We start from the raw sequence: 19,303 nt of genomic DNA on the forward strand, positions 1-19,303 counted from the left end.
TTAAGTCCCACCTCAGCTTACTGAAACCTGGGTTTCAGGAAGGCACCTTTGGGGATTGGCCCGGCGGGGCTTCCGAGGACTTGTCGCTTAACCAGTCTTCTTGGCTCCCATGTTCACCGCCCCTGCTCTGCAAACCCAACTGCACCCCCTTATCCGGCGTCTCTGCGAGGCGATCCTAGAGATCTGGGGATCCCACCTCGCCCTGGCTCCCTATGCCCTGCCGGAGGATCTGGGCTATGTGGAGGGCCGCCTAGAGGGGGAGAAATTGCAGATCGAAAACCGCTGCTACCAAGGGGATCCCTTTCGCAAGCTGCACCTGGAGCTGGCCCAGGCCGGGCAAAGCCTGGATATTCTCCACTGCGTCATGTTTCCGCAGCCGCAGTACCCGCTGCCGCTGTTTGGCTGTGATATTGTGGCCGGCCGCGGCCAGGTGAGCGCCGCCATCGTCGATCTCTCGCCGGTCACCCCCACTTTGCCAGATCCCTATGTCCAAGAGCTGGAAGCTTTGGGAGCTCATCTCGCCCCTTTCCAAAACCGGCGCCAGTTGCCGCCGTGGGGGACGATTTTTTCCCCTTACTGTCTGTTTATCCGGCCCGGCGATGAGGCGGAAGCCGACCGCTTTTTGGATTTCGCCTGCCGTTATCTGGAAATCCACTGCCGGCTGGCGCAACAGCTCCCCCCGCAGACGGATCCCGCACAGATCCTGGCCCACTACCAAGGGCAGCAGCGCTACTGCAGCCAGCAACAGCAAAACGACCGCACCCGCCGCGTTCTAGAAAAAGCTTTTGGCCCCGCCTGGGCCGAGCGCTACATGAGCACCGTCCTTTTTGACTTGCCCCCCAGTCCTATGCCCATCTAGTGCCGTTCGCGCTACTCGAACGGAGTCCTTTCTAGACGGGATCCCCTTGCAGCCGCTGCCGGATGCTCAACGCCAATTTTTGCCCTAGGAACTCTGGCATGGTTGGAGTTGCATCCGGCCCCAGCAAGTAGAAAATGAAGCGCGTCTGCTTGCGGCGGAGCATCAGATTGAGGTTAACCACAGTCAAATCCTCCTGCGCCAGAGCGGTCATCACCCGGTAAAACACGCCCGGCTGGTTGTCCACATCCACCAACAGCGTGGGCAGATGAAACACCGGGTCAAAATAAAAAGAAACCTGGGTGTCTTTCAAGCCGGCCTTGAGATCAAACTCCAGCGCCAAGGTTTCATGAACGGGAAACACTCCTGCCAAGCACTCGTGAATAGCCCGTTCTAGGTTGAGCTTGGTTTGGGCAGAAAGGCTGTGGCCATCGCGGGAGACAGTGACCCGAATAAAAACCAAGTGGGGTGCGTAGATCTGCCCGTAGAGATGGATGCCGTGTACCGAGAGATTGAATGCCGTGAGCACCCCAAACAGGTCGCTGAGCAGAGAAGGTCGGTTGCGATAGGCCAGACAAACCACCGTCTTGCCGCGCTCGTCCTGCATCTGTACCACGGCCTTGCGGGTTTGGTAGAGGGCATAGGCCAAGCGCAGATTTTGGGCCTGCACCTCGCTGCTGACAAACTGGCTATAAAAAGGCGGAAAGCTCTGGTTGAAGCGCTGCATGAGAGCCGTTCGCGTCAGCGGGACGGAGTCCTTGTGAGTGCTGACTTTGAGCGGCTGGGGATCCTCATGGGCAGCCCTTTCCCCTCTGGCAAGAGGAGCCACCTTCGGCTGCTGCGCTGACTGCTCGGTTGACATCGGCCTTGCCACCTGCATTGCTCCTTCTCCATCGTTCCTCAACACGCCCTAACCCAACCCCATCTATCCGTAAAATCACTGGGGCTCGAAGTGAACGTCAACGCTGTACCCAATTCTTGTTCAATACTTTTGGATTTAATCTATCTCATAAGGCTGAGCTGGACATCCAAGGAACCGCTGAGGGCCATCCCCCAATTGGGGGGAGTTGATCCCTGCGTCGCTGCTGAGCCAACAGCGTGCGCCTTCAAATCCCAGATTAACCAGGAACAATGGGGCAGGCTCTTAGAGCCTAAACGATGAATTGAGGGGAGGGCTCCAATTTCTGATGTAGAGTGCTGTATTAAGTGCTAGCCTGCTGGCGACTTGGATCACTATTCTGTTAGCCAACATTTCGGTTTTCCTTAGGTTTGTTGAAGGGATCCCTAGTGAGCACGACCGTTGCCAACCTCAGCCCGCTCTCGCCTGCCCAAGGGCCGGATCCGGCTGGGGCCTGGTGGGATCTCAACATCATTGCTGCCCCTGCCCAGGAGGATCAGATCTTTTGGCGGCTGGAGAGCTTTGGCTGTCAGGGCATGGCCAGCCAGGCCTACGGCGAAGATCGAATCAGCATTCACGCCTATTTGCCCTGGTTCCGCGCCACGCTTCTGGATTTGGCGGCTCTGGCGCTGCGCCTGCGGCAAGACGCCCTTGTTGCCGGCCAGCCCCTTCCCAAACTGCGCTGGGAACGCATAGAGGCAGAGGATTGGAGCAACAGTTGGAAGCAGCACTGGCAGCCCGAACCGGTCGGGGACAAGCTGCTCATCTGTCCGGCCTGGCTGGATCCACCCCCCCACCCCGGTCGTCTCTTGCTGCGGCTGGATCCGGGCATGGCCTTTGGCACGGGCACGCACCCCACCACCCAGCTCTGTCTGGAGTCTTTGGAGATGCGCCTGGAGAGCGGGGATCCCCTGGCGGTGACGGTGGCCGATGTAGGCTGTGGCTCGGGCATTTTGTCGGTGGCGGCGGCTCTTTTGGGGGCAAAGCGGGTGTTTGCGGTGGACATCGACCCGCTGGCGGTGCAGGCCACGCTCCAGAACCGGGATCTCAACGGCCTGACGGATCGCATTGTGGTGGCTCAAGGCAGCCTGGAGCATATTCCCGAGGTGGTGGACGGGCTGGTGTGCAACATCTTGACGGACGTGATCTTGGATATGATCCCGGAGTTTGGCCTGGTGGTGAAAAAGGGGGGATGGCTGATCCTCAGCGGTATCCTCATCGAGCAGGCCAAGTTGGTGGCGGAGATGTTGGAGGCCAATGAATGGGTGGTGGCAGCCCTCTGGCGACGGGGGGAGTGGTGCTGTCTGAACGCACGCACGACCTGAGTTCCCTGCCCCGCCTGGCCATCGACCCGGCGCAGCGGGATCCCGCTGGTGGGCTGCATTTGACCAGCCCGCAGCGGCACTACCTACAGCGGGTGCGCCGCCTCAAGCCGGGGGATCCGTTCTTGGTGTTGGATGGCTCCGGCAAGCTGTGGCTGGCCCATTGGCAGCCGCAGGGATCCCAAATTGCGGGCGAGGTGGAGACGCTGCCGCGGGAGTTGCCCGTTTACCTGCATCTGGGCTTGGCGGTGGTCAAGGGGCCGGGGTTTGATGAGGTGTTTCGCCAGGTCACCGAGCTGGGGGCAGCACGCATTACTCCTCTGCTGACGGAGCGCACCGTGGTGGAGCCGGGATCTGGCCGGCGGGAACGCTGGCAGAAAATTGTGCAGGAGGCCGCCGAACAATGTGAGCGGCTGCGCTGGCCCCAGGTTGATCCCCCGACCCCTTGGACAAGTTGGCTGGCCGAGCTCAGGGCCGACTGGTGGGGTATAGCCGTCGCTCGAGAGAACGTCCCCCTGCTGGTGCAAGCCCTGCCGAAGCTGGGGATGCCGCAGAAGGAGCTCGTCCTGGCTATGGCCATCGGCCCAGAGGGGGGCTGGACAGTTGCCGAACGTCGGCAGGCCGAGGAACATGGGGGAGTACCGGTCTCTCTCGGCCCCACCATTTTGCGGGCCACCACCGCCGCTGTTGTTGCCGCCAGCCAAATTGCTACCCCCTACCTGGGCTGGGATCTGCTTCCGCTCCTCGAACGGCATCCTCGCTCTGGGCGAGCTTAGCCTGTCTTGTTAGCAGTGCGGAGCGCTGTCGTCGATAATTGATGGATGGATAACAACAATCGCCATTGGCGCGGCTCCAAAAAGGGAGAGCAGGCATGGAGATGATCCAGGCGGTGCGGGGCACCCGCGATATCCTGCCGCCGGAGGTGAGGCTGTGGCAGCGCGTGGAGGCCAGCGCCCGCGAGATCTTGGGGCGGGCCAACTACCAGGAGATCCGCACCCCGATTCTGGAGCTGACGGAACTCTTTGCCCGTAGCATTGGCAGCGCCACCGACGTGGTGGGCAAGGAGATGTTTTCCTTTAGCACCCGCGGCGAGCAGGAGGTGAGCCTGCGCCCCGAAAACACCGCCGGCGTGGTGCGGGCCTACATCCAACACGGGTTGCAGGTGGCGGGCGATGTGCAGCGCCTCTGGTACTGTGGGCCCATGTTTCGCTACGAGCGTCCCCAGGCAGGGCGGCAGCGTCAGTTCCACCAGTTGGGGGTGGAGCTGCTGGGCAGCCGCGATCCCCGCGCCGATGCTGAGGTCATCGCCTTGGCCTGGGATCTGCTGCGGGCGGTGGGGGCGGAGAACCTCACCTTGCGGCTCAACTCCCTTGGGGATCCGCAGGATCGGCGGGCCTACCGCCAAGCCTTGGTGGACTACCTCACCCCCCTGAAGGAGGAGCTGGATCCCGACTCGCAGGAGCGCCTTGGCCGCAACCCGCTGCGCATCCTGGATAGCAAGGATCCCCGCACCCGTGCCATTGCCGAGAGGGCCCCCAAGCTGCCGGATTACCTCAGCGCCGACTCGCGGGCCTTCTTTGAGCAAGTGCAGGCCCATCTCCAAGCCCTAGACATCCCCTTTGAGCTGGATCCCTACCTGGTGCGCGGCTTGGACTACTACACCCACACCGCCTTTGAGATCATCTCGCCGGAGCTGGGATCCCAGAGCACCGTCTGCGGGGGCGGTCGCTACGACGGCCTGGTGGAAGAGCTGGGCGGCCCTCCCACCCCGGCAGTGGGCTGGGCCATTGGCCTGGAGCGGCTGGTGTTGCTGTTGCAAAAGAAGCAGCCAGAGGGGGTGGTAAGGCCGCTGGACATCTACGTGATCTCCCGCGGAGCCAAAGCCGAGGCTCAATCCCTTCAAATTGCCCAAGCCCTGCGCCAGGCCGGTTTTTGCACCGAGCTGGATCTCAGCGGCAGCGCCTTCAGCAAGCAGTTCAAACGGGCCAGCCGCGGCGGCGCCACTTGGGCTGTTGTGCTGGGAGATGCAGAAGCTGGGGCCGGAGAAGTGCAGCTCAAGCACTTGCCCACGGGGCAGCAGCAAACCCTCTTGCAAGCTGACCTGGTGAAGTATTTGGCGTCCCAGAGGTGATGAGCGATGTTGAGTTTTTGGGTGCGGCGTAACGGCCAAGAAGAGTGGCAGCCGGTACCAGCCGAGGGGGCCGTTCTAGAAGAGGACACCTACACCATCGTTGCCCGTTCCCCCCAGCCCCACTTCACCATTACGGTGGAAGTCCGACAGAATCCAGGATCCACTGCTGCCACTCCTGCGCAAATCCAAACCCGTTCAGTGCGCACCAACGAGGAAGGGATCGGCATCATTTTGCCGGCCACCCACCTCACCCCTGGCTTTTGGGAATTGCACTGTCGCGATGCCGATTTGATCGCCGAGCTGTTCGGTGAGACAGAGCTGAACAACTGCCTGCGTTTCCAGGTTGTGCCCGTCTCAGCTCAGCCGGAACCCGCAGCACCTTTGGCGGCCCAGCCAACGGGGCCCGAACCCTCTGCCCAGACCAAAGCGGCTGCCGTCCCACCAGAGCTGTTTTCCCTGATGCACAGCGAATTGGAGGGATCCCCCGATGAGGTGCTGGTGTTGACGGGGCGGATCGGCTGCAGCGGCGAGCTACGGGTACGGGTTTGGCAAGAAGGGGGAGAGAACCCAATTTTCCAAGGGCAACGGCTGATCCAATTTCCGGCAGAAGCTCGGACGGCGGTGTTCAGCATCCCCATCACTCTGCCGAGCCACGCTTGGCTCCAGCCTTTGCAGGGAGAACTGCGCCTCACCCCTTCCTCGTGGGGGGATCCCAACCGGCAACCCTTGACCATTCCTTTTTCCATCCGCTGCCGAAGCCAAGGTGGAGAGCTGCCTGCCTCCTCTTCGGGGATCCCGCAGTTGCGGGAAGCCTCCCCCCAAGCTGCAAGCAGCAGTCCCGCCCCGACGCCAACCTTGCTGTCTCCGGAACGCACCCTGCAAAAGTTGTTGCGCATCTGGCAGCACAGCGCCCCAGAAGAAGACTCCACCCTGCGACGGGAGCGCGAGACCCCCTCTCCCGAGGACGATCCCCTGCAATCTGCTCAACCTCTGTCTGTTCGCGACCCTTGGACGGAGTCCCCAGCGGAGACGGCAGAGTTGCCTCCCTCACCTGCCCAAGCTGAGCCACCCTGCCTAGAGTCCGTCCTGCCAACGCAGGCACGGGCTGGGATCCCGGAGGGCTCTGGTCGCGTAAGCGGAACGGAGTCCTCAAACTCGCTTTGTCCCACTCCTCAACTGGTGGTGCCGGAGCAACTCCGAGCCGGAGACAACTTCGATGTGGTGTTGCGCTTGCCCCCCATGGCCGACCCTGCCGGATCGCCCCATCAAGCTCCTTTTTGGATCAAGTTTTGGGTGAAGCATGGCCGCACCCGCTCTTTGGTGGATGGGCCCCGTTGGTTGCTGGACTTCTCCCGCGACGACCAAGGGCAGTGGCAAGCCCTCACCCGCCTGACGATCCCTCCTGGTGTCCCCGAGCTGATCTTCGAGGCTTGGGCCGTCAGCCCGGATCGCCAGCAGCAGAGCGACCGCGTGACGGAGCGCCGCTCTATCTTGCCCTAGGTCGGGGTGATCTTGTGGCTTAACTATCACGAAGTTCTTTCCTTCTCGTGCTCAAGTCGGGGCTGACAAGAGTAGTTACGATGTTCTCATCCAGGGGAGCCGCGGAGTTGTCTCGATGGGCCAGGAGATTGCCTCCTTCAGCTTTGGCGCAGAGGACTTTGCCGAGTTCAAAGCTCGGCTGCAGCAGGAGACAGATCTGCTGGACCGCTGGCTGGCCGCCGCGCCGGGGCTGGATCCCGCCTGTCAGCCTTTTGCCCAGGGATCCCCGGTGGGTGGGTTTGAGCTGGAGGCTTGGCTGGTGACTCCTCAGGGGGATCCGGCCCCGATCAACTCAGCCTACCTGGAGGCTGTCAACGACCCGCTGGTGGTGCCGGAACTGGCCCGCTTCAACATCGAGCTCAACAGCCGGCCCCAGGTTTTGGCTGCATCCGCTCTGCAGCAGCTCCGCCAAGAGCTGGAACAGACCTGGGATCGCTGCTGCCGAGTGGCCGAGCAACTGCAGGCGGGGCTGATGACCATCGGCATTTTGCCCACGCTGCAGCAGCAGCAGCTCACTTTGGAGATGATCTCCCCCCGCAAGCGCTACCTGGCCCTCAACGAGCAGATCCTGAAACTGCACCGGCGCGAGCAACCCTCAGGGATCCCGCCCCTGGGGCTGGCGATCGCAGGGCCTGCCACCCTGCTGCGCGTCACCCACCCAAACGTTATGCTGGAGGCAGCCACCACCTCTTTTCAAATCCATCTGCAGGTGTCGCCCCACCAGGCAGCCCGCTACTTCAACGCTTCCCTGCTCGTATCGGCCCCCTTGGTAGCCCTGGCAGCCAATTCTCCCTATCTGTTTGGGCACGACCTGTGGGCGGAAACCCGCATCCCGGTGTTTGAGCAAGCCTTGGATGGCCCACCCCCCCTCGCCCCCACCCACCAAGCTCGCGTTACCTTCGGGCAAGGCTATGTCCAGGGATCCCTAATGGAGCTGTTCTGGGAAAATCTGCACCGCTACCCGGTGGTGTTGCCGCAAAGGTTAGCCGCTGCTCCCTCGGAGCTGGCCCACCTGCGTCTGCACAACGGCACCATCTGGCGCTGGAACCGCCCCCTCATCGGCTTGGATCCCGTTCCCCACCTGCGCATCGAACAGCGGGTGGCTGCAGCAGGCCCCACCCTGCCGGACATGATCGCCAATGCGGCCTTTTACTTTGGCCTGGTGCAAGCTCTGGGATCCCGACCTCTTCCCCCGGAGCAGGAGCTGAGCTTTGCCCAGTGCCGCGCCAATTTTTATACGGCCGCCCGCTTCGGCCTCGAGGCCCCCATCACCTGGCTCAACGGTTGGCAGGGATCCCTGCGCCAATTGTTGCTGCAAGAGCTGCTCCCGCAAGCAGAGGCGGGCTTGGCGCAACTGGACTTGGCGCCCCAGGACATCCAGGAGTACCTGGGCATTCTCCGCGGCCGTGTCGAGTCGGGGCAGAATGGGGCCACCTGGCAGCGCCGCTACGTGGCCCGGCATGGTAAAGATATGCAACAATTGACCTGTGCCTACTGGGAACGGCAGCGGCAAGGTCAGCCGGTACACACCTGGGATCTCGGCTAGGGAAGCCGTCTCCCCATAGTTGCCGGCGGGGGGGATAGGTCACCGCTTGGGCATGCCTGCATCGGAAGGGATGCTTTCTCAAAGGTCAGGGCGGCGACCTAAGCCACAAGCACGACAGCCAGTTGTTTACCTCCAGCTAAGGATGAGACAGTTCGCTACCCCAATCTCCATCTCCCCTCTCCCAATGGGAGAGGGGCTGGGGGTGGGGGCCTGTTTCCCGGATCCCCTCCGCCCTTGAGCAGCCAAAAGGTTTGCGTTGAGGTGCTTGTCCAAAAAACCGTATGCTCACTGTTCTCGATCACCTGCCGGAGCAACTCCTAGATTTAGAAGCCCATCAACTCTACGACCGATTGGGCGGGCCAACCCTCATCCATCTGGCAGGACGACGGGATCCCCCCTTGTTTGTGTCCGTCCTGCTGCACGGCAACGAGGTCACCGGCTGGCAGGCGGTGCGACAGCTTCTGCGCCGCTACGTCCAGCGGGAACTGCCCCGTTCCCTGTCCCTTTTCATCGGCAATGTGTGGGCTGCTCGCCAAGGACAACGGCGGCTAGACGGCCAACCGGACTACAACCGCATCTGGGGCCCCGGCTCCACCCCCGAACACGCCATGGCCCAGGCCGTCCTGCAGCAGATGCAGCAGCGGGGCGTGTTTGCCAGCGTCGATATTCACAACAACACCGGCACCAACCCCCACTACGCCTGTGTCAACTACTTAGATGCTTCTACCCTGCACCTGGCCACCCTGTTTGGGCGCACCGTCCTCTACTTCACCAAACCGGAAGGGGTACAGAGCATGGCCTTTGGTCGCTTCTGGCCGGCGGTAACCCTGGAATGTGGCAAGCCGGATCAGCCCCACGGCACCCAACATGCCCGCGAATTTCTGGAAGCCTGCCTGCACCTGTCAGCAATCCCTCAGCGCCCCGTCCTTAGCCAGGATATCGACCTGTTCCACAGCGTTGCCATCGTCAAGATCCCAGACGAGGTGAGCTTCAGCTTTGGGGAAGAGGTGGACGACCCACACCTGCGCTTTCCCCCCGATTTGGATCTCTTCAATTTCCGGGAGCTCCCTCCCCACACCCGCATCGGCTGGACGAGCAACGGCTTTCACCTCGACGTGCAAGACGAGCAGGGCCAAAATGTGGCCGATCGCTTCTTCTATGCCCAAGATGGCGAAATTCGCACCCGCGTGCCCATTATGCCGAGCATGCTCACCCTCAACAGCCGCATCATCCGCCAAGACTGCCTCTGCTACTTGATGGAGCGCTACCCTCTGGCCGCTATCGCCCCCCCCTCAGACAAAAGACCCCGGCTGTTGTAGAAAATCCAGCTCTGCAGCTGTAGAGGGGCGACCGAGAACGGCATTGCGATGGGGGAAGTTGTTGATCAAACCCCTGGGCCACCCAAAGCCAAGGGATCCGTTGCAACGGCAGGGGGAGTGCCGCGAAACCCATTGCGGGGAAACCAGAGAACTCCGTCTCGCTGCGAGGGATGGCAGGTACGCTAACGTGAGACAGAATCCTCAAAACTGCCAACTGAGCACACGGGATCCCTATGTTGCGCCTGCTGCGGATCGAGAACTTTGCCCTGATCGAGCACTTGGAGATTCCCTTTCGGGCGGGGCTGAACGTGCTGACCGGAGAAACGGGCGCGGGCAAGTCCATCATTCTCGACGCCCTGGATGCCGCCCTAGGCGGGCCGGCGCGAGCCCTGCGCAGCGGCAGCGAGCGAGGTCTGGTGGAAGCGGTTTTCCATCTCAATCCCGAGCTGGCAGCCTGGCTAGAACAAGAACAAATCGACCCCCTAGAGGAGGGCTTGGTCTGTAGCCGCGAACTGCTGTTGCGCAACGGCAAACTCACCAGTCGTTCGCGGGTGAATGGGGTGCTGGTGAACAAAGCCCAGATGCTCAGCCTGCGCTCCCAATTGGTGGAGATCACCGCCCAGGGGCAAACGGTTCAAATCCAATCTCCGCAAACCCAGCGCCGTTGGCTGGACGATTTTGGCGGCGAAAAGCTGCTGCGAACACGCGCAGAAGTGGCCGCCCTCTACCAAACTTGGAACTATCTGAAAACAGAGACAGAATCCCGCCGGCAAAACCAGCAACTGCGCCTGCAACGGCTAGACCTGCTGCAGTTGCAAGCGCAAGAACTGCTCGCCCTGCGGCTGGAGGATCCCGACGAGCTGGCCAAACTGGAGCGGGAGCGGGATCGCCTGGCCCACCGGGTGGAGCTGCAGCAGCAAAGTTACGCAGCCCACCAACTGCTCTACCAAAATGACAGCGGCTCACCGGCCATCGCCGACCTGTTGGGCCAGGCCGAACGGTTACTGCAAGCTATGACCCAGCGGGATCCCGACCTGGCCCCTCTGGCCGAAATGCTCAGCAGCGCCCTCATTCAGGTAGAGGAGGTGGGGCGAGAGCTGCTGCGCTACGGCGAGACGCTGGAGGCGGATCCCGGTCGGTTGAATAAAATTGAACGGCGCCTTGCCCAACTCCGACAAGCCTGCCGCAAATACGGCCCCACCTTGGCCGAGGTGATGGCCCATGCGGAGCGGGTGCAGGCCGAGTTGGCCCAACTGCGAGGCGACAACACCGACCTGGAGGAATGGCAGGCACGGCTGGACAAAGCTGCCCAAGACTTGGAGTGCCATTGCCGAGTGCTCTCCCAACTGCGCCACCAGGCGGCCCGCCAACTGGAAGAGGCCCTTCTTGAGGAGCTCAAGCTGCTGGGGATGGGCGCAGTGCAATTCCAGGTGCGGATCCAACCCGGCCCCCCGACGGCAGAAGGGGTGGATCAGGTGAGCTTCTGGTTCAGCCCCAACCCGGGTGAGCCCCTACAGCCTCTGGCCAGCATCGCCTCCGGCGGCGAGATGAGCCGTTTTTTGCTGGCCCTGAAAGCCGTATTCAGCCGCATCGATCCGGTGACCACCATGGTTTTTGACGAGATCGATGCCGGTGTGTCCGGCAAAGTGGCCCAAGCCATCGCCACCCAGTTGCACAGCATCGCCCAAGATCACCAGATCCTCTGCGTCACCCACCAGCCCCTGATCGCTGCCTTGGCAGATCACCACCTGCGGGTTTACAAGGTGGTGCAGCAAAAACGAACTTCTGTGCGGGTGGAACTGCTAGGAGAACGGGAACGCCGCGAAGAATTGGCCCAACTGGCCGCCGGTCACTCCGCCCAAGAAGCGATGACCTTTGTAGAGGCTCTCCTCAAGCAAGCGGCTCAACTGCGCCAGCCCCGCCTAGCTCCCCTCTCCCTCGGGGAGAGGGGCTGGGGGTGAGGGTGGATCCCCTCGGGGAGAGGGGCCGGGGGTGAGGGTGGATCCCCTCGGGGAGAGGGGCCGGGGGTGAGGGCCTCAACCGCCCAAAAACAGCTCCAGCACCTCGGGATTGTTCAACAGGTTGGGGCCGGTGTCCTCGAAGCGGTTTTCTCCCATAGATAAGACGTAGCCCCAGTCCGCCATCTGCAGGGCCTGCTTAGCATTCTGCTCCACCATGAGGATGCTGACGCCAAGGCGGTTGATCTGCCGCAGGAGGGCAAAGGTCTGCTCGATGTACAGGGGCGACAGGCCGGCTGTCGGCTCATCCAGCAACAACAACTGTGGCTCTGCCATCAACGCTCGTCCCATAGCCAGCATCTGCCGCTGTCCGCCCGACAGGGATCCCGCCACCTGGCGCCGCTTCTCTTGCAGGGGCGGAAACAGCTCATAAACCCGCTCCAGTTGGGCGGCATAGCCATCGCGTCGGATGAAGGCCCCCATCTCCAAGTTTTCCTGCACGGTGAGGGAAGGAAAGACGTTGTTGGTTTGGGGCACAAAGCCGATCCCCCGTCGCACCAGTTGCTCGGCAGGGAGATGCGTGATGTCGGATCCCTGAAACAGCACCCGGCCTGTGCGGATGGTGGCTAGGCCAAACAAAGATTTCAGTACCGTCGATTTGCCCGCTCCGTTGGGGCCGATGATCACCACGATTTGGCCAGGGTTCACCTTCAAGTGGATCCCTTTGAGGATGTCCACCCCCCGGTAGCCACTGTAGAGATCTTGGATGTCCAGCAAAGGGGTCATGAGAGGGATCCCTCCGAAGGCAGAGAAGAGGGTTTGGATGGACTCAGGGAGTCGGCCAGCGCCACCGATCCCAGATAGGCCTCCCGCACGGCTGGGTTTTGTTTAATCTCCTCCATGGATCCCTGGGTCAACACCCTGCCGGCGGCCATAACTACCACGTGGTCGCAGAGACGGGTTACCAGATCCAAGTCGTGCTCGATGATGCAGAAGGTACAGCCGCGCTCGCGGTTGAGATACTCGATAAAGCGCATCAGATCCGCCAGCAACGTGCGGTTGACGCCGGCCCCCGGTTCGTCCAGTAGGATCACCCGCGCATCGGCCATGAGGGTGCGCCCCAGTTCCAGCAGCTTCTTCTGCCCACCGGAAAGGGTGACGGCCAGTTGATCCCGCAGATGGATGAGGTTGAGCCGTTGCAAAACCTCTTCGGCCCGAGCTTGCAGGTTGCGTTCTTGTCGTTGCACCTGCCGCCAGCGGAACCAGGCATTGAACAGGTTCTCCCCCACCTGTTGGGGCGGGACGACCATCAAGTTCTCCAGGACGGTCATGCGGCCAAACTCGCGCGGGATCTGAAAGGTGCGCACCAGGCCGCGCCGGAACAGATGGTGGGGGGGCAGGCCGGTGATGTCTTCCCCATCCAGCCAGATGCGTCCGCTACTGGGCCGAACGAACCCGGCGATGATGTTGAAAAGCGTGGTTTTCCCGGCCCCATTGGGGCCGATCAAGCCCGTGATCCGACCGGTTTCAATGCGGAAGGAACAGTGATCTACCGCGCTGATGCCGCCAAACCGTTTGGAGATGTCGTCGATAACAATCACGCTGCCCGATGAGTTCAGTATTTCAATATAATGAGCCCAATTGCCGAGTTTGCTTATTATCCTTCCCGGATCCCTCTGGGAGCAACTGCCCTTGGAGGTGGCAGCCAACCCTGCGGCAGCTAGGGAACGGGCGAGATACTGAGTCTGGCCCGCTTGTTTTCTGGAGCCATCTTTTTTGAGGGAGTGGGGAACGCTTTGAGGCGAGCCAACGTCTAACTGCTACAATTCAACACTTGGCTTTTGGGATCTGAGTTCTACTTTCTCTTGCCTCACAGGAGGTTGTTGGTTATGTCTCGCATGCACAAACTCACCCGACGCGCCTTTGCGGCGGCGGCTGCCCTGACGGCGGCTGCTCTGGCCACCACTTTGCTGCCCGGCACGGCCCAGCAGGCTGCTCAAACGCCGGTCAAGATTGGGGCTCTGCTGTCTTTGACAGGAGATCTGCAGGCCTATGGAGAAAATTGCCTCAAGGGCATCAAGCTGGCCCTCGACCAGATCAACGCTGCCGGTGGCATTTTGGGATCCCCTGCTCAGGTAGTGGAGGCCGATGACCAGACCTCGGCCCAGCCGGCTATCGACGCCGCTCAGCGGCTGGTGAATGTGGAGAAGGTAGCCGGTATTATCGGTGCCCTGGGCAGCGGCATCACCATCCCGGTGGCCACCACGGTGACAGCTCCCAACAAGATCCCGCAAATTTCCCCGGCTTCCACCGCTCCCACCATCACCACCCTAGAGGACAGCGATTTTCTGTTTCGCACCGTTCCTTCTGATGCTTTCCAAGGGGTAGCCCTAGCCCAGGTTACCCGCGAAGAGAATCTAGAGCGGCTGGCGGTCATCTACATCAACAACGACTACGGTAAGGGGCTGGCCGACAGCTTTAAGGCGGCCTTTGAAAAGCAGGGCGGCAAGATCACCAAAGCTGTTCCCTACGATCCCGGCAAGGCCTCCTACCGCAGCGAGCTGACCCAACTGAAGGAAGGGGATCCCCAGGCGTTGGTGCTGATCGGCTACCCCGAAAACGGCGTGGTCATCCTGCGGCAAGCTTTGGAAGAAGGGCTATTCGACCGCTTTGTCTTCACCGATGGCATGCGCTCTCCCGATCTGGCAGCCCAGGTGGGAGCCGATAAGCTAGAGGGATCCATCGGCACCTCGCCCCAGGCCCTCACCGACAGCAAAGCCTACCAGATCTTTGCCGACGCCTACAAAGCTGCCTACGGGGAGCTGCCTCCCACCCCCTACATCGACACCGCCTATGATGCCGCCTTCCTCTTAGCTTTGGCCATCCAAAAAGCCGGCAGCACCGATGGCACTGCCGTTCGCGATGCCTTGCGCCAAGTGGCCAATCCCCCCGGCACCGAGATCTTGCCCGGCGAGTGGGCCAAGGCGGTGGAGCTGCTGAAGCAAGGGGAGGATATCAACTACACCGGCGCTTCCGGCTCGCTGGACTTCGACGAGAAGGGGGATGTGGCTGGAACCTTTGCCCACTGGACTTTCCAAGGGGGGAAGGTAGTCGATCTGAAAGTGTTTGAGCCGGGGAGCTAATTTCCTTTGGGGGTTTTCTAACGGTTAAGTACAGTCAAATAAGCAACAGGGGCCTGCAAGGAGCACTCTTTGCAGGCTTTTTTGCGGCAAGTCAACAGAGCCTTCTGGACAAAACAGGCTAAAGTGTCGGCATCCTGGCGTCTTGTGGAGAATCCTCAATGTTGCCCACCCAACTTGTCGCTGCAATGGCAGCCCTGCTCAGCTTCGGGTTTGCTCCAGCCGCCCTAGCCCAGATCCCCCACCTTGAGCAGACGGCACTCCCAAACGACAGCGCCACCCTTTTGCAAAGCAATGTCCTACAAAACATCGTCTTCGTCGTGCCCAACGCCCCAACGCAGCACTACGCTGGCAGGTGGGGTTGGCGCAGCAGCCCCTCACCGCCCCCTGCCCCCATCACAATCCTGATCCTCAACTCCCAAGCCAACCTGTCCGCCGAGGCAGCCGAGCCGCAGACCTGTGGCCAGCGCTGCCAGGGATCCCTGCGCCTGCCGTAAAGAAGAGGCGGCTGCTTGCACCTCAGACTGCCCAAGCCCGCAATCCGGCTCGCGGCAATGCTCGGATCCGCAGGGATGGGGGTTGATATAATTCAGGGCAATTGTCCACCGCTGGGCGGCAGAGGGTTTTAGTGCAATCTTGGCCCAGCTTTCCAATCTTTGTGGTGTGCGAGGGATCCCTATGAATTGTTCCAGGCAACTCTGCCCTTGGCTAGCTTCAGCCCTGACCTGTGGGATGGTGCTACACACCGCTGCAGCTTGGGCACAGCCCCAACCCGGCACCCTGGATCTGCGCACCGGTGGCGATGCCCCCGCCCAACCCACCCCCATACCTACCCCCGCCGCCGGCGAGCCAGAAGTTGAAGTTTTGGTGGCAGAAGTGGTGGTCGAGGGTACCGACGACCCAGAGCTGATCGAGCAGGTTTACAAGGCTATTCGCACCCGCGCCGGCGAGGTCTCCACTCGTTCCCAACTGCGGGAAGACATCAACGCCGTGTTTGCCACCGGTTTTTTTGCCGATGTGCGGGCGGTGCCTTCCGATACGCCTCTGGGGGTGCGAGTCACCTTTGAAGTCAAGCCCAACCCCACCCTCAAAGCCGTGCGCACGGAAGGGGCAAAAGTTTTGGATCCGGAGGTGCTCCAGAAGGCCTTTGCCGACCAGGAAGGGCGGGTGCTCAACTTTGGCAAGTTGCAAGCGGCGGTGGCCGAGATTGAGCAGTGGTATGCCGACAAGGGCTACGTGCTGGCCAAAGTGACAGATGTGCGCTCCTCCGAAGATGGCACTCTCACCCTGGAAATTGCCGAAGGGGAGATCGAGGATATTCGCGTGCAGGGCAACACCAAAACCCGCGACTTCATCATCACCCGCGAGCTGAAGTCCAAGCCAGGGGATGTGTTCAACCGCAACCAAATCCAGGAAGACCTGCAGGCGGTTTTCAACCTCAACCTCTTTCAGGATGTAAATGTGGGGCTCAACCCCGGCCAGGATCCCGACAAGGTGGTGGTGGTGGTGAACGTGGAAGAGCGCCGCACCGGCACCTTGAGCGGCACCATCGGCGTCAGCTCGGCCACAGGGGTCTTTGCCGGCCTCAGCGTCTCGGAAGAAAACTTGGGCGGCAACAACCAGAGCGCCAGCTTCAATGTGCAGTTGGGCACCAACGAAACTCTGTTTGATTTGAACTTCACCGACCCGCGCATTGCCACGCTGGAGATCCCCACCTCCTACAACGTCAACATCTCCAACCAGCAGAGCTCCAGCTTTGTTTTCAACGAGGGATTGACCTTGCCCAACGGGGATCCCGTGCGCATCAACCGGCTGGGCGGCAGCGTCACCTTCTCGCGTCCCATTGGGGGCAATTGGCGGGCCAGCTTGGGCACCCGCATCCAATTTGTGGAAGCCCGCAACAGCAACGGCGAGCAGGAGCGCTTTGATGTGCTGGGCAACCCGATTACCTTCAGCGCCAGCGGCCAAGACAGCTACACCACCCTGCGGCTCGGCCTCGTCAACGACAGCCGCGACAACCCCAACAGCCCCAGCCAGGGATCCGTCTTTCGCATCTCCAGCGAACAGTCGGTACGTCTATTCGAGAATGGCCTCAACGCCAACCGCCTCGAGACCAGCTACAGCCAGTTCATTCCCGTCAAGCTGTTCGAGACCCGCAGCGAACGACCGCAGGTGCTGGCCTTTGACGTGCGGGCGGGCACCACGATTGGCGACTTGGCTCCCTACGACGCTTTCCCCATCGGCGGGGGCAGCTCGGTGCGGGGATTTTTTGAGGGTGGCGTCGGCTCCGGTCGCAGCTTTGCCACGGCGACGGCGGAGTTGCGTTTTCCCCTTTTCGACCCGGTGGGGGCAGTGGTCTTCGCCGACTACGGCACCGATCTGGGCAGCGGCGCGGCGGTCATCGGCAATCCTGCGGCGGTGCGCAACAAGCCGGGCAGCGGTTTGGGGCTGGGGGCCGGTATCCGCATCCAATCTCCCCTGGGGCCGCTGCGCATCGACTACGCAATCGGGCAAGGGGAGGCCGGCCAGGCCCAACTGCACTTTGGCATTGGCGAGAAGTTCTAGCTTGGCGGTGGATCTGCTGCCGGCTTGCTATGGTGGGAGCAAGTGCTCGTGAGGGAAGCAACCGATGAAACGGCAACTTGGCCAATCGTTCCGCGGCGGATCTTGGGTACTCTTGCTCTGCGTCAGCCTAGCCCTGGCAGGGTGTGGGCCGTTGGCGCGGCTGGGCATCGGCACAACCCCCATCGCCCAGATCGAACAAAATCCTTCCCGCTACACCAATGTGTACGTCCGCGGTCGTGTGGTCAATCAAATAGGCGTGTTTGGCCAGGGCGTGTACGAGATCCAAGACAACAGCGGCTCCCTCTGGGTCATCACCGACAGGGGCCTGCCGGCCATGAACAGCACCGTAACCGTGCGCGGCAAGGCCCAAGAGGGCATCGTGCTGGGGGGACGCAGCTTCGGGGTCTCGTTGGTGGAAGCAGAGCGCTTCTAGCCGGCCCCCAAAGCTAGCATGGAGACGCGGCCCGCCAAAGTTTTGGCAATTTGCCGCAGGGCTTGGGCCGAAGCCGACTCGGGCTGGCCGACCACAATCGGCTGACCCGCATCTCCCCCTTGGCGCAGGGCAATCTCCAACGGGATCCGCCCCAGCAGCGGGATCCCCAGCTCGCGGGCCGTAGTTTCTCCGCCGGCTGAGCCGAAGATATCGTACTGGCGATCCGGTAGGTCAGGTGGAATGAAGTAGCTCATGTTCTCCACAATGCCGAGAATGGGCACCCCTAACTGGCGAAACATGTTCAAGCCCTTGCGGCTATCCAGCAGGGCCACCGACTGCGGCGTAGTGACGATCACAGCTCCCGCCAGCGGCACCGCCTGCACCAGGGTCAGTTGCGCATCCCCGGTGCCGGGGGGCATGTCCACGATGAGATAGTCCAGCTCCCCCCACTGCACCTGGTAGAGGAATTGCCGGATGATGCCGTTGAGCATCGGCCCCCGCCAGATCACCGGCTGATCCCGCCCCACCAAGAGACCCATCGACACCATCTTGACGCCGTAGTTCTCCAGGGGGAAGATGTCCTCGCCGCCGTCTTCCCGCTTGCGCACCAACAGAGACTGATCCTGCAACCCCAGCATCAGCGGCACATTGGGGCCGTAGATATCGGCATCCAGCAGCCCCACCCGCGCTCCGCTCTGGGCCAGGGCAACCGCCACATTCACCGATACCGAGGTTTTGCCCACCCCCCCCTTGCCGCTGGAGATGGCGATGATGTTGCGCACGCCGGGGACAGACTGGCGATCCGGCAGGGAGGGCGAGCGGGGAGTTTCTGCTGTAACGGTGACCTCGATGGTTTCAACGGGAGCCAGGCGGCGGATGGCAGCCTTGCACTCCTCGACGATGAATTCCCGCAAGGGGCAGGCCGGTGTCGTCAGCACCAGGGTAAAGGCCACCCGCTCCGGCTCGACGCGAATGTCGCGGATCATGTTCAGTTCCACCAGGCTGCGGCGCAGCTCCGGATCTTGAACCGGGCGCAACGCCTCAAGGATGGCGGCAGCATCGAGGGTGGAGGTGGTCATGGCATCAAAAATGAAGTAACGGCTCTATTTTTCACTCTAATCGGTTTTTCTCCAGGGTCCTCGCCCGCTGGCAGGACAGTTGCGAAACTGTCTGCCAACCCTGGCCCTCTGTAGCCGACTGGCCTAGGCTGGCTCTGGTTGGAAGACAAGGCTGTTGGCCGACGGAGGAGGGCAATGGTGCAAGCGCTGATCATGGGAGTCGGTTTGTGGTTGGGACTGACGTTCTTGGCCCAGTTGATCCCTCTGCTGGAAAAGAGAGGCTCCTGCCGCCCCTCAAGCTGGGATGAGCCCACTCCCTCCCGCGAGCTGCAGCCCACCTTGGCCTGGGATCCCTCCTGCCGCTACTTTTCTCGCTCACCCTATCTGCCCTGTGCCGTGAACCCCCTGGGCCCCTGTCGCTGCCCTCATTACGTCGCGCTCTCAAGGGACTCCGCCCATCAGCTATCGGACAATCGGTAGTGCCTGGCCATTGGTGGATCGGGGAGTTTGTTACAAGCTGGAGTGGGTAAGCGCCCGC

The 19,303-nt window shown here is 61.7% G+C and carries 18 protein-coding genes; 13 read left to right on the forward strand and 5 right to left on the reverse strand.

All coding sequences use genetic code 11. The features are described from left to right. Nucleotides 1-109 precede the first annotated feature (109 nt). Nucleotides 110-859 (forward strand): phycocyanobilin:ferredoxin oxidoreductase, encoded by a 750-nt coding sequence (locus tag NW858_RS03355; RefSeq protein WP_414519783.1) that lies wholly within the window; start codon nt 110-112, stop codon nt 857-859. 31 nt (nt 860-890) lie between these two features. Here NW858_RS03355 and NW858_RS03360 read toward each other — a convergent pair whose 3' ends face one another. Continuing rightward, nucleotides 891-1,718: a hypothetical protein gene (locus NW858_RS03360; protein WP_414509496.1), complete on the reverse strand. Its 828-nt coding sequence runs from the start codon at nt 1,716-1,718 to the stop codon at nt 891-893. Between the two features lie 425 nt (nt 1,719-2,143). Between NW858_RS03360 and prmA the strand changes: the two genes are divergently transcribed. The 6 genes from prmA to NW858_RS03390 all read left to right on the forward strand — a co-directional run bounded on the left by prmA (nt 2,144) and on the right by NW858_RS03390 (nt 9,611). Next, nucleotides 2,144-3,079 carry a 50S ribosomal protein L11 methyltransferase gene (prmA, locus tag NW858_RS03365; RefSeq protein WP_414337713.1) on the forward strand — a complete coding sequence of 312 codons (936 nt, stop codon included), beginning with the start codon at nt 2,144-2,146 and terminating at the stop codon, nt 3,077-3,079. After that, the gene (locus NW858_RS03370; RefSeq protein WP_414509495.1) at nt 3,052-3,852 is read left to right on the forward strand and encodes a 16S rRNA (uracil(1498)-N(3))-methyltransferase; all 801 of its coding nucleotides are present in this window, start codon (nt 3,052-3,054) and stop codon (nt 3,850-3,852) included. Before prmA ends, NW858_RS03370 begins: the two co-directional genes overlap by 28 nt. A 95-nt stretch (nt 3,853-3,947) precedes the next feature. After that, the gene (gene hisS, locus NW858_RS03375; RefSeq protein WP_414509494.1) at nt 3,948-5,207 is read left to right on the forward strand and encodes a histidine--tRNA ligase; all 1,260 of its coding nucleotides are present in this window, start codon (nt 3,948-3,950) and stop codon (nt 5,205-5,207) included. A 6-nt stretch (nt 5,208-5,213) separates the two neighbouring features. Next, a complete protein-coding gene (locus NW858_RS03380; RefSeq protein ID WP_414333603.1) occupies nt 5,214-6,707 on the forward strand; it encodes a hypothetical protein in 1,494 nt (497 codons plus the stop codon). Between the two features lie 115 nt (nt 6,708-6,822). Further along, the gene (locus NW858_RS03385; RefSeq protein WP_414519785.1) at nt 6,823-8,292 is read left to right on the forward strand and encodes a glutamate-cysteine ligase family protein; all 1,470 of its coding nucleotides are present in this window, start codon (nt 6,823-6,825) and stop codon (nt 8,290-8,292) included. A gap of 281 nt (nt 8,293-8,573) precedes the next feature. Next, nucleotides 8,574-9,611: a M14 family metallopeptidase gene (locus NW858_RS03390; protein WP_414347911.1), complete on the forward strand. Its 1,038-nt coding sequence runs from the start codon at nt 8,574-8,576 to the stop codon at nt 9,609-9,611. Here the strand turns inward: NW858_RS03390 and NW858_RS03395 are convergent. Continuing rightward, nucleotides 9,585-9,680 carry a DUF924 family protein gene (locus tag NW858_RS03395; RefSeq protein ID WP_414335655.1) on the reverse strand — a complete coding sequence of 32 codons (96 nt, stop codon included), beginning with the start codon at nt 9,678-9,680 and terminating at the stop codon, nt 9,585-9,587. The two genes, NW858_RS03390 and NW858_RS03395, sit on opposite strands and share 27 nt — an antisense overlap. A gap of 164 nt (nt 9,681-9,844) precedes the next feature. Here NW858_RS03395 and recN point away from each other — a divergent pair, with 164 nt between their 5' ends. Then, nucleotides 9,845-11,572 carry a DNA repair protein RecN gene (recN, locus tag NW858_RS03400; protein WP_414335653.1) on the forward strand — a complete coding sequence of 576 codons (1,728 nt, stop codon included), beginning with the start codon at nt 9,845-9,847 and terminating at the stop codon, nt 11,570-11,572. Between the two features lie 75 nt (nt 11,573-11,647). Here the strand turns inward: recN and NW858_RS03405 are convergent, their stop codons facing one another. Both NW858_RS03405 and NW858_RS03410 read right to left on the reverse strand, forming a co-directional pair. Beyond that, nucleotides 11,648-12,355 carry an ABC transporter ATP-binding protein gene (locus tag NW858_RS03405; protein WP_414335651.1) on the reverse strand — a complete coding sequence of 236 codons (708 nt, stop codon included), beginning with the start codon at nt 12,353-12,355 and terminating at the stop codon, nt 11,648-11,650. Continuing rightward, on the reverse strand, nt 12,352-13,170 hold the full coding sequence (locus tag NW858_RS03410) for an ABC transporter ATP-binding protein (RefSeq protein WP_414335650.1): 819 nt from the start codon (nt 13,168-13,170) through the stop codon (nt 12,352-12,354). The genes NW858_RS03405 and NW858_RS03410 overlap by 4 nt, the downstream gene beginning before the upstream one ends. 288 nt (nt 13,171-13,458) lie before the next feature. Here NW858_RS03410 and NW858_RS03415 point away from each other — a divergent pair, with 288 nt between their 5' ends. From NW858_RS03415 to NW858_RS03430, 4 genes are all read left to right on the forward strand, one after another. Continuing rightward, nucleotides 13,459-14,712 carry an ABC transporter substrate-binding protein gene (locus tag NW858_RS03415; protein WP_414335648.1) on the forward strand — a complete coding sequence of 418 codons (1,254 nt, stop codon included), beginning with the start codon at nt 13,459-13,461 and terminating at the stop codon, nt 14,710-14,712. A gap of 158 nt (nt 14,713-14,870) precedes the next feature. After that, a complete protein-coding gene (locus NW858_RS03420) occupies nt 14,871-15,206 on the forward strand; it encodes a hypothetical protein (RefSeq protein ID WP_414335647.1) in 336 nt (111 codons plus the stop codon). A gap of 181 nt (nt 15,207-15,387) precedes the next feature. Next, nucleotides 15,388-17,274, forward strand: a complete 1,887-nt coding sequence (locus NW858_RS03425; RefSeq protein WP_414519788.1) for a BamA/TamA family outer membrane protein — start codon at nt 15,388-15,390, stop codon at nt 17,272-17,274. Nucleotides 17,275-17,338: 64 nt separating this feature from the next. Continuing rightward, nucleotides 17,339-17,707: a hypothetical protein gene (locus NW858_RS03430; protein WP_414336073.1), complete on the forward strand. Its 369-nt coding sequence runs from the start codon at nt 17,339-17,341 to the stop codon at nt 17,705-17,707. On the opposite strand, the gene NW858_RS03435 is transcribed toward NW858_RS03430, so the two are convergent. Then, complete coding sequence (locus NW858_RS03435) at nt 17,704-18,786, reverse strand: Mrp/NBP35 family ATP-binding protein (protein WP_414336074.1); 1,083 nt, start codon at nt 18,784-18,786, stop codon at nt 17,704-17,706. The two genes, NW858_RS03430 and NW858_RS03435, sit on opposite strands and share 4 nt — an antisense overlap. Before the next feature lie 174 nt (nt 18,787-18,960). Between NW858_RS03435 and NW858_RS03440 the strand changes: the two genes are divergently transcribed. Next, nucleotides 18,961-19,245, forward strand: a complete 285-nt coding sequence (locus NW858_RS03440) for a DUF6464 family protein (RefSeq protein WP_414519791.1) — start codon at nt 18,961-18,963, stop codon at nt 19,243-19,245. The last annotated feature ends 58 nt before the right edge of the window (nt 19,246-19,303 follow it).

This window comes from Synechococcus sp. H55.10, from assembly GCF_047502715.1.
Lineage (GTDB): Bacteria > Cyanobacteriota > Cyanobacteriia > Thermostichales > Thermostichaceae > Thermostichus.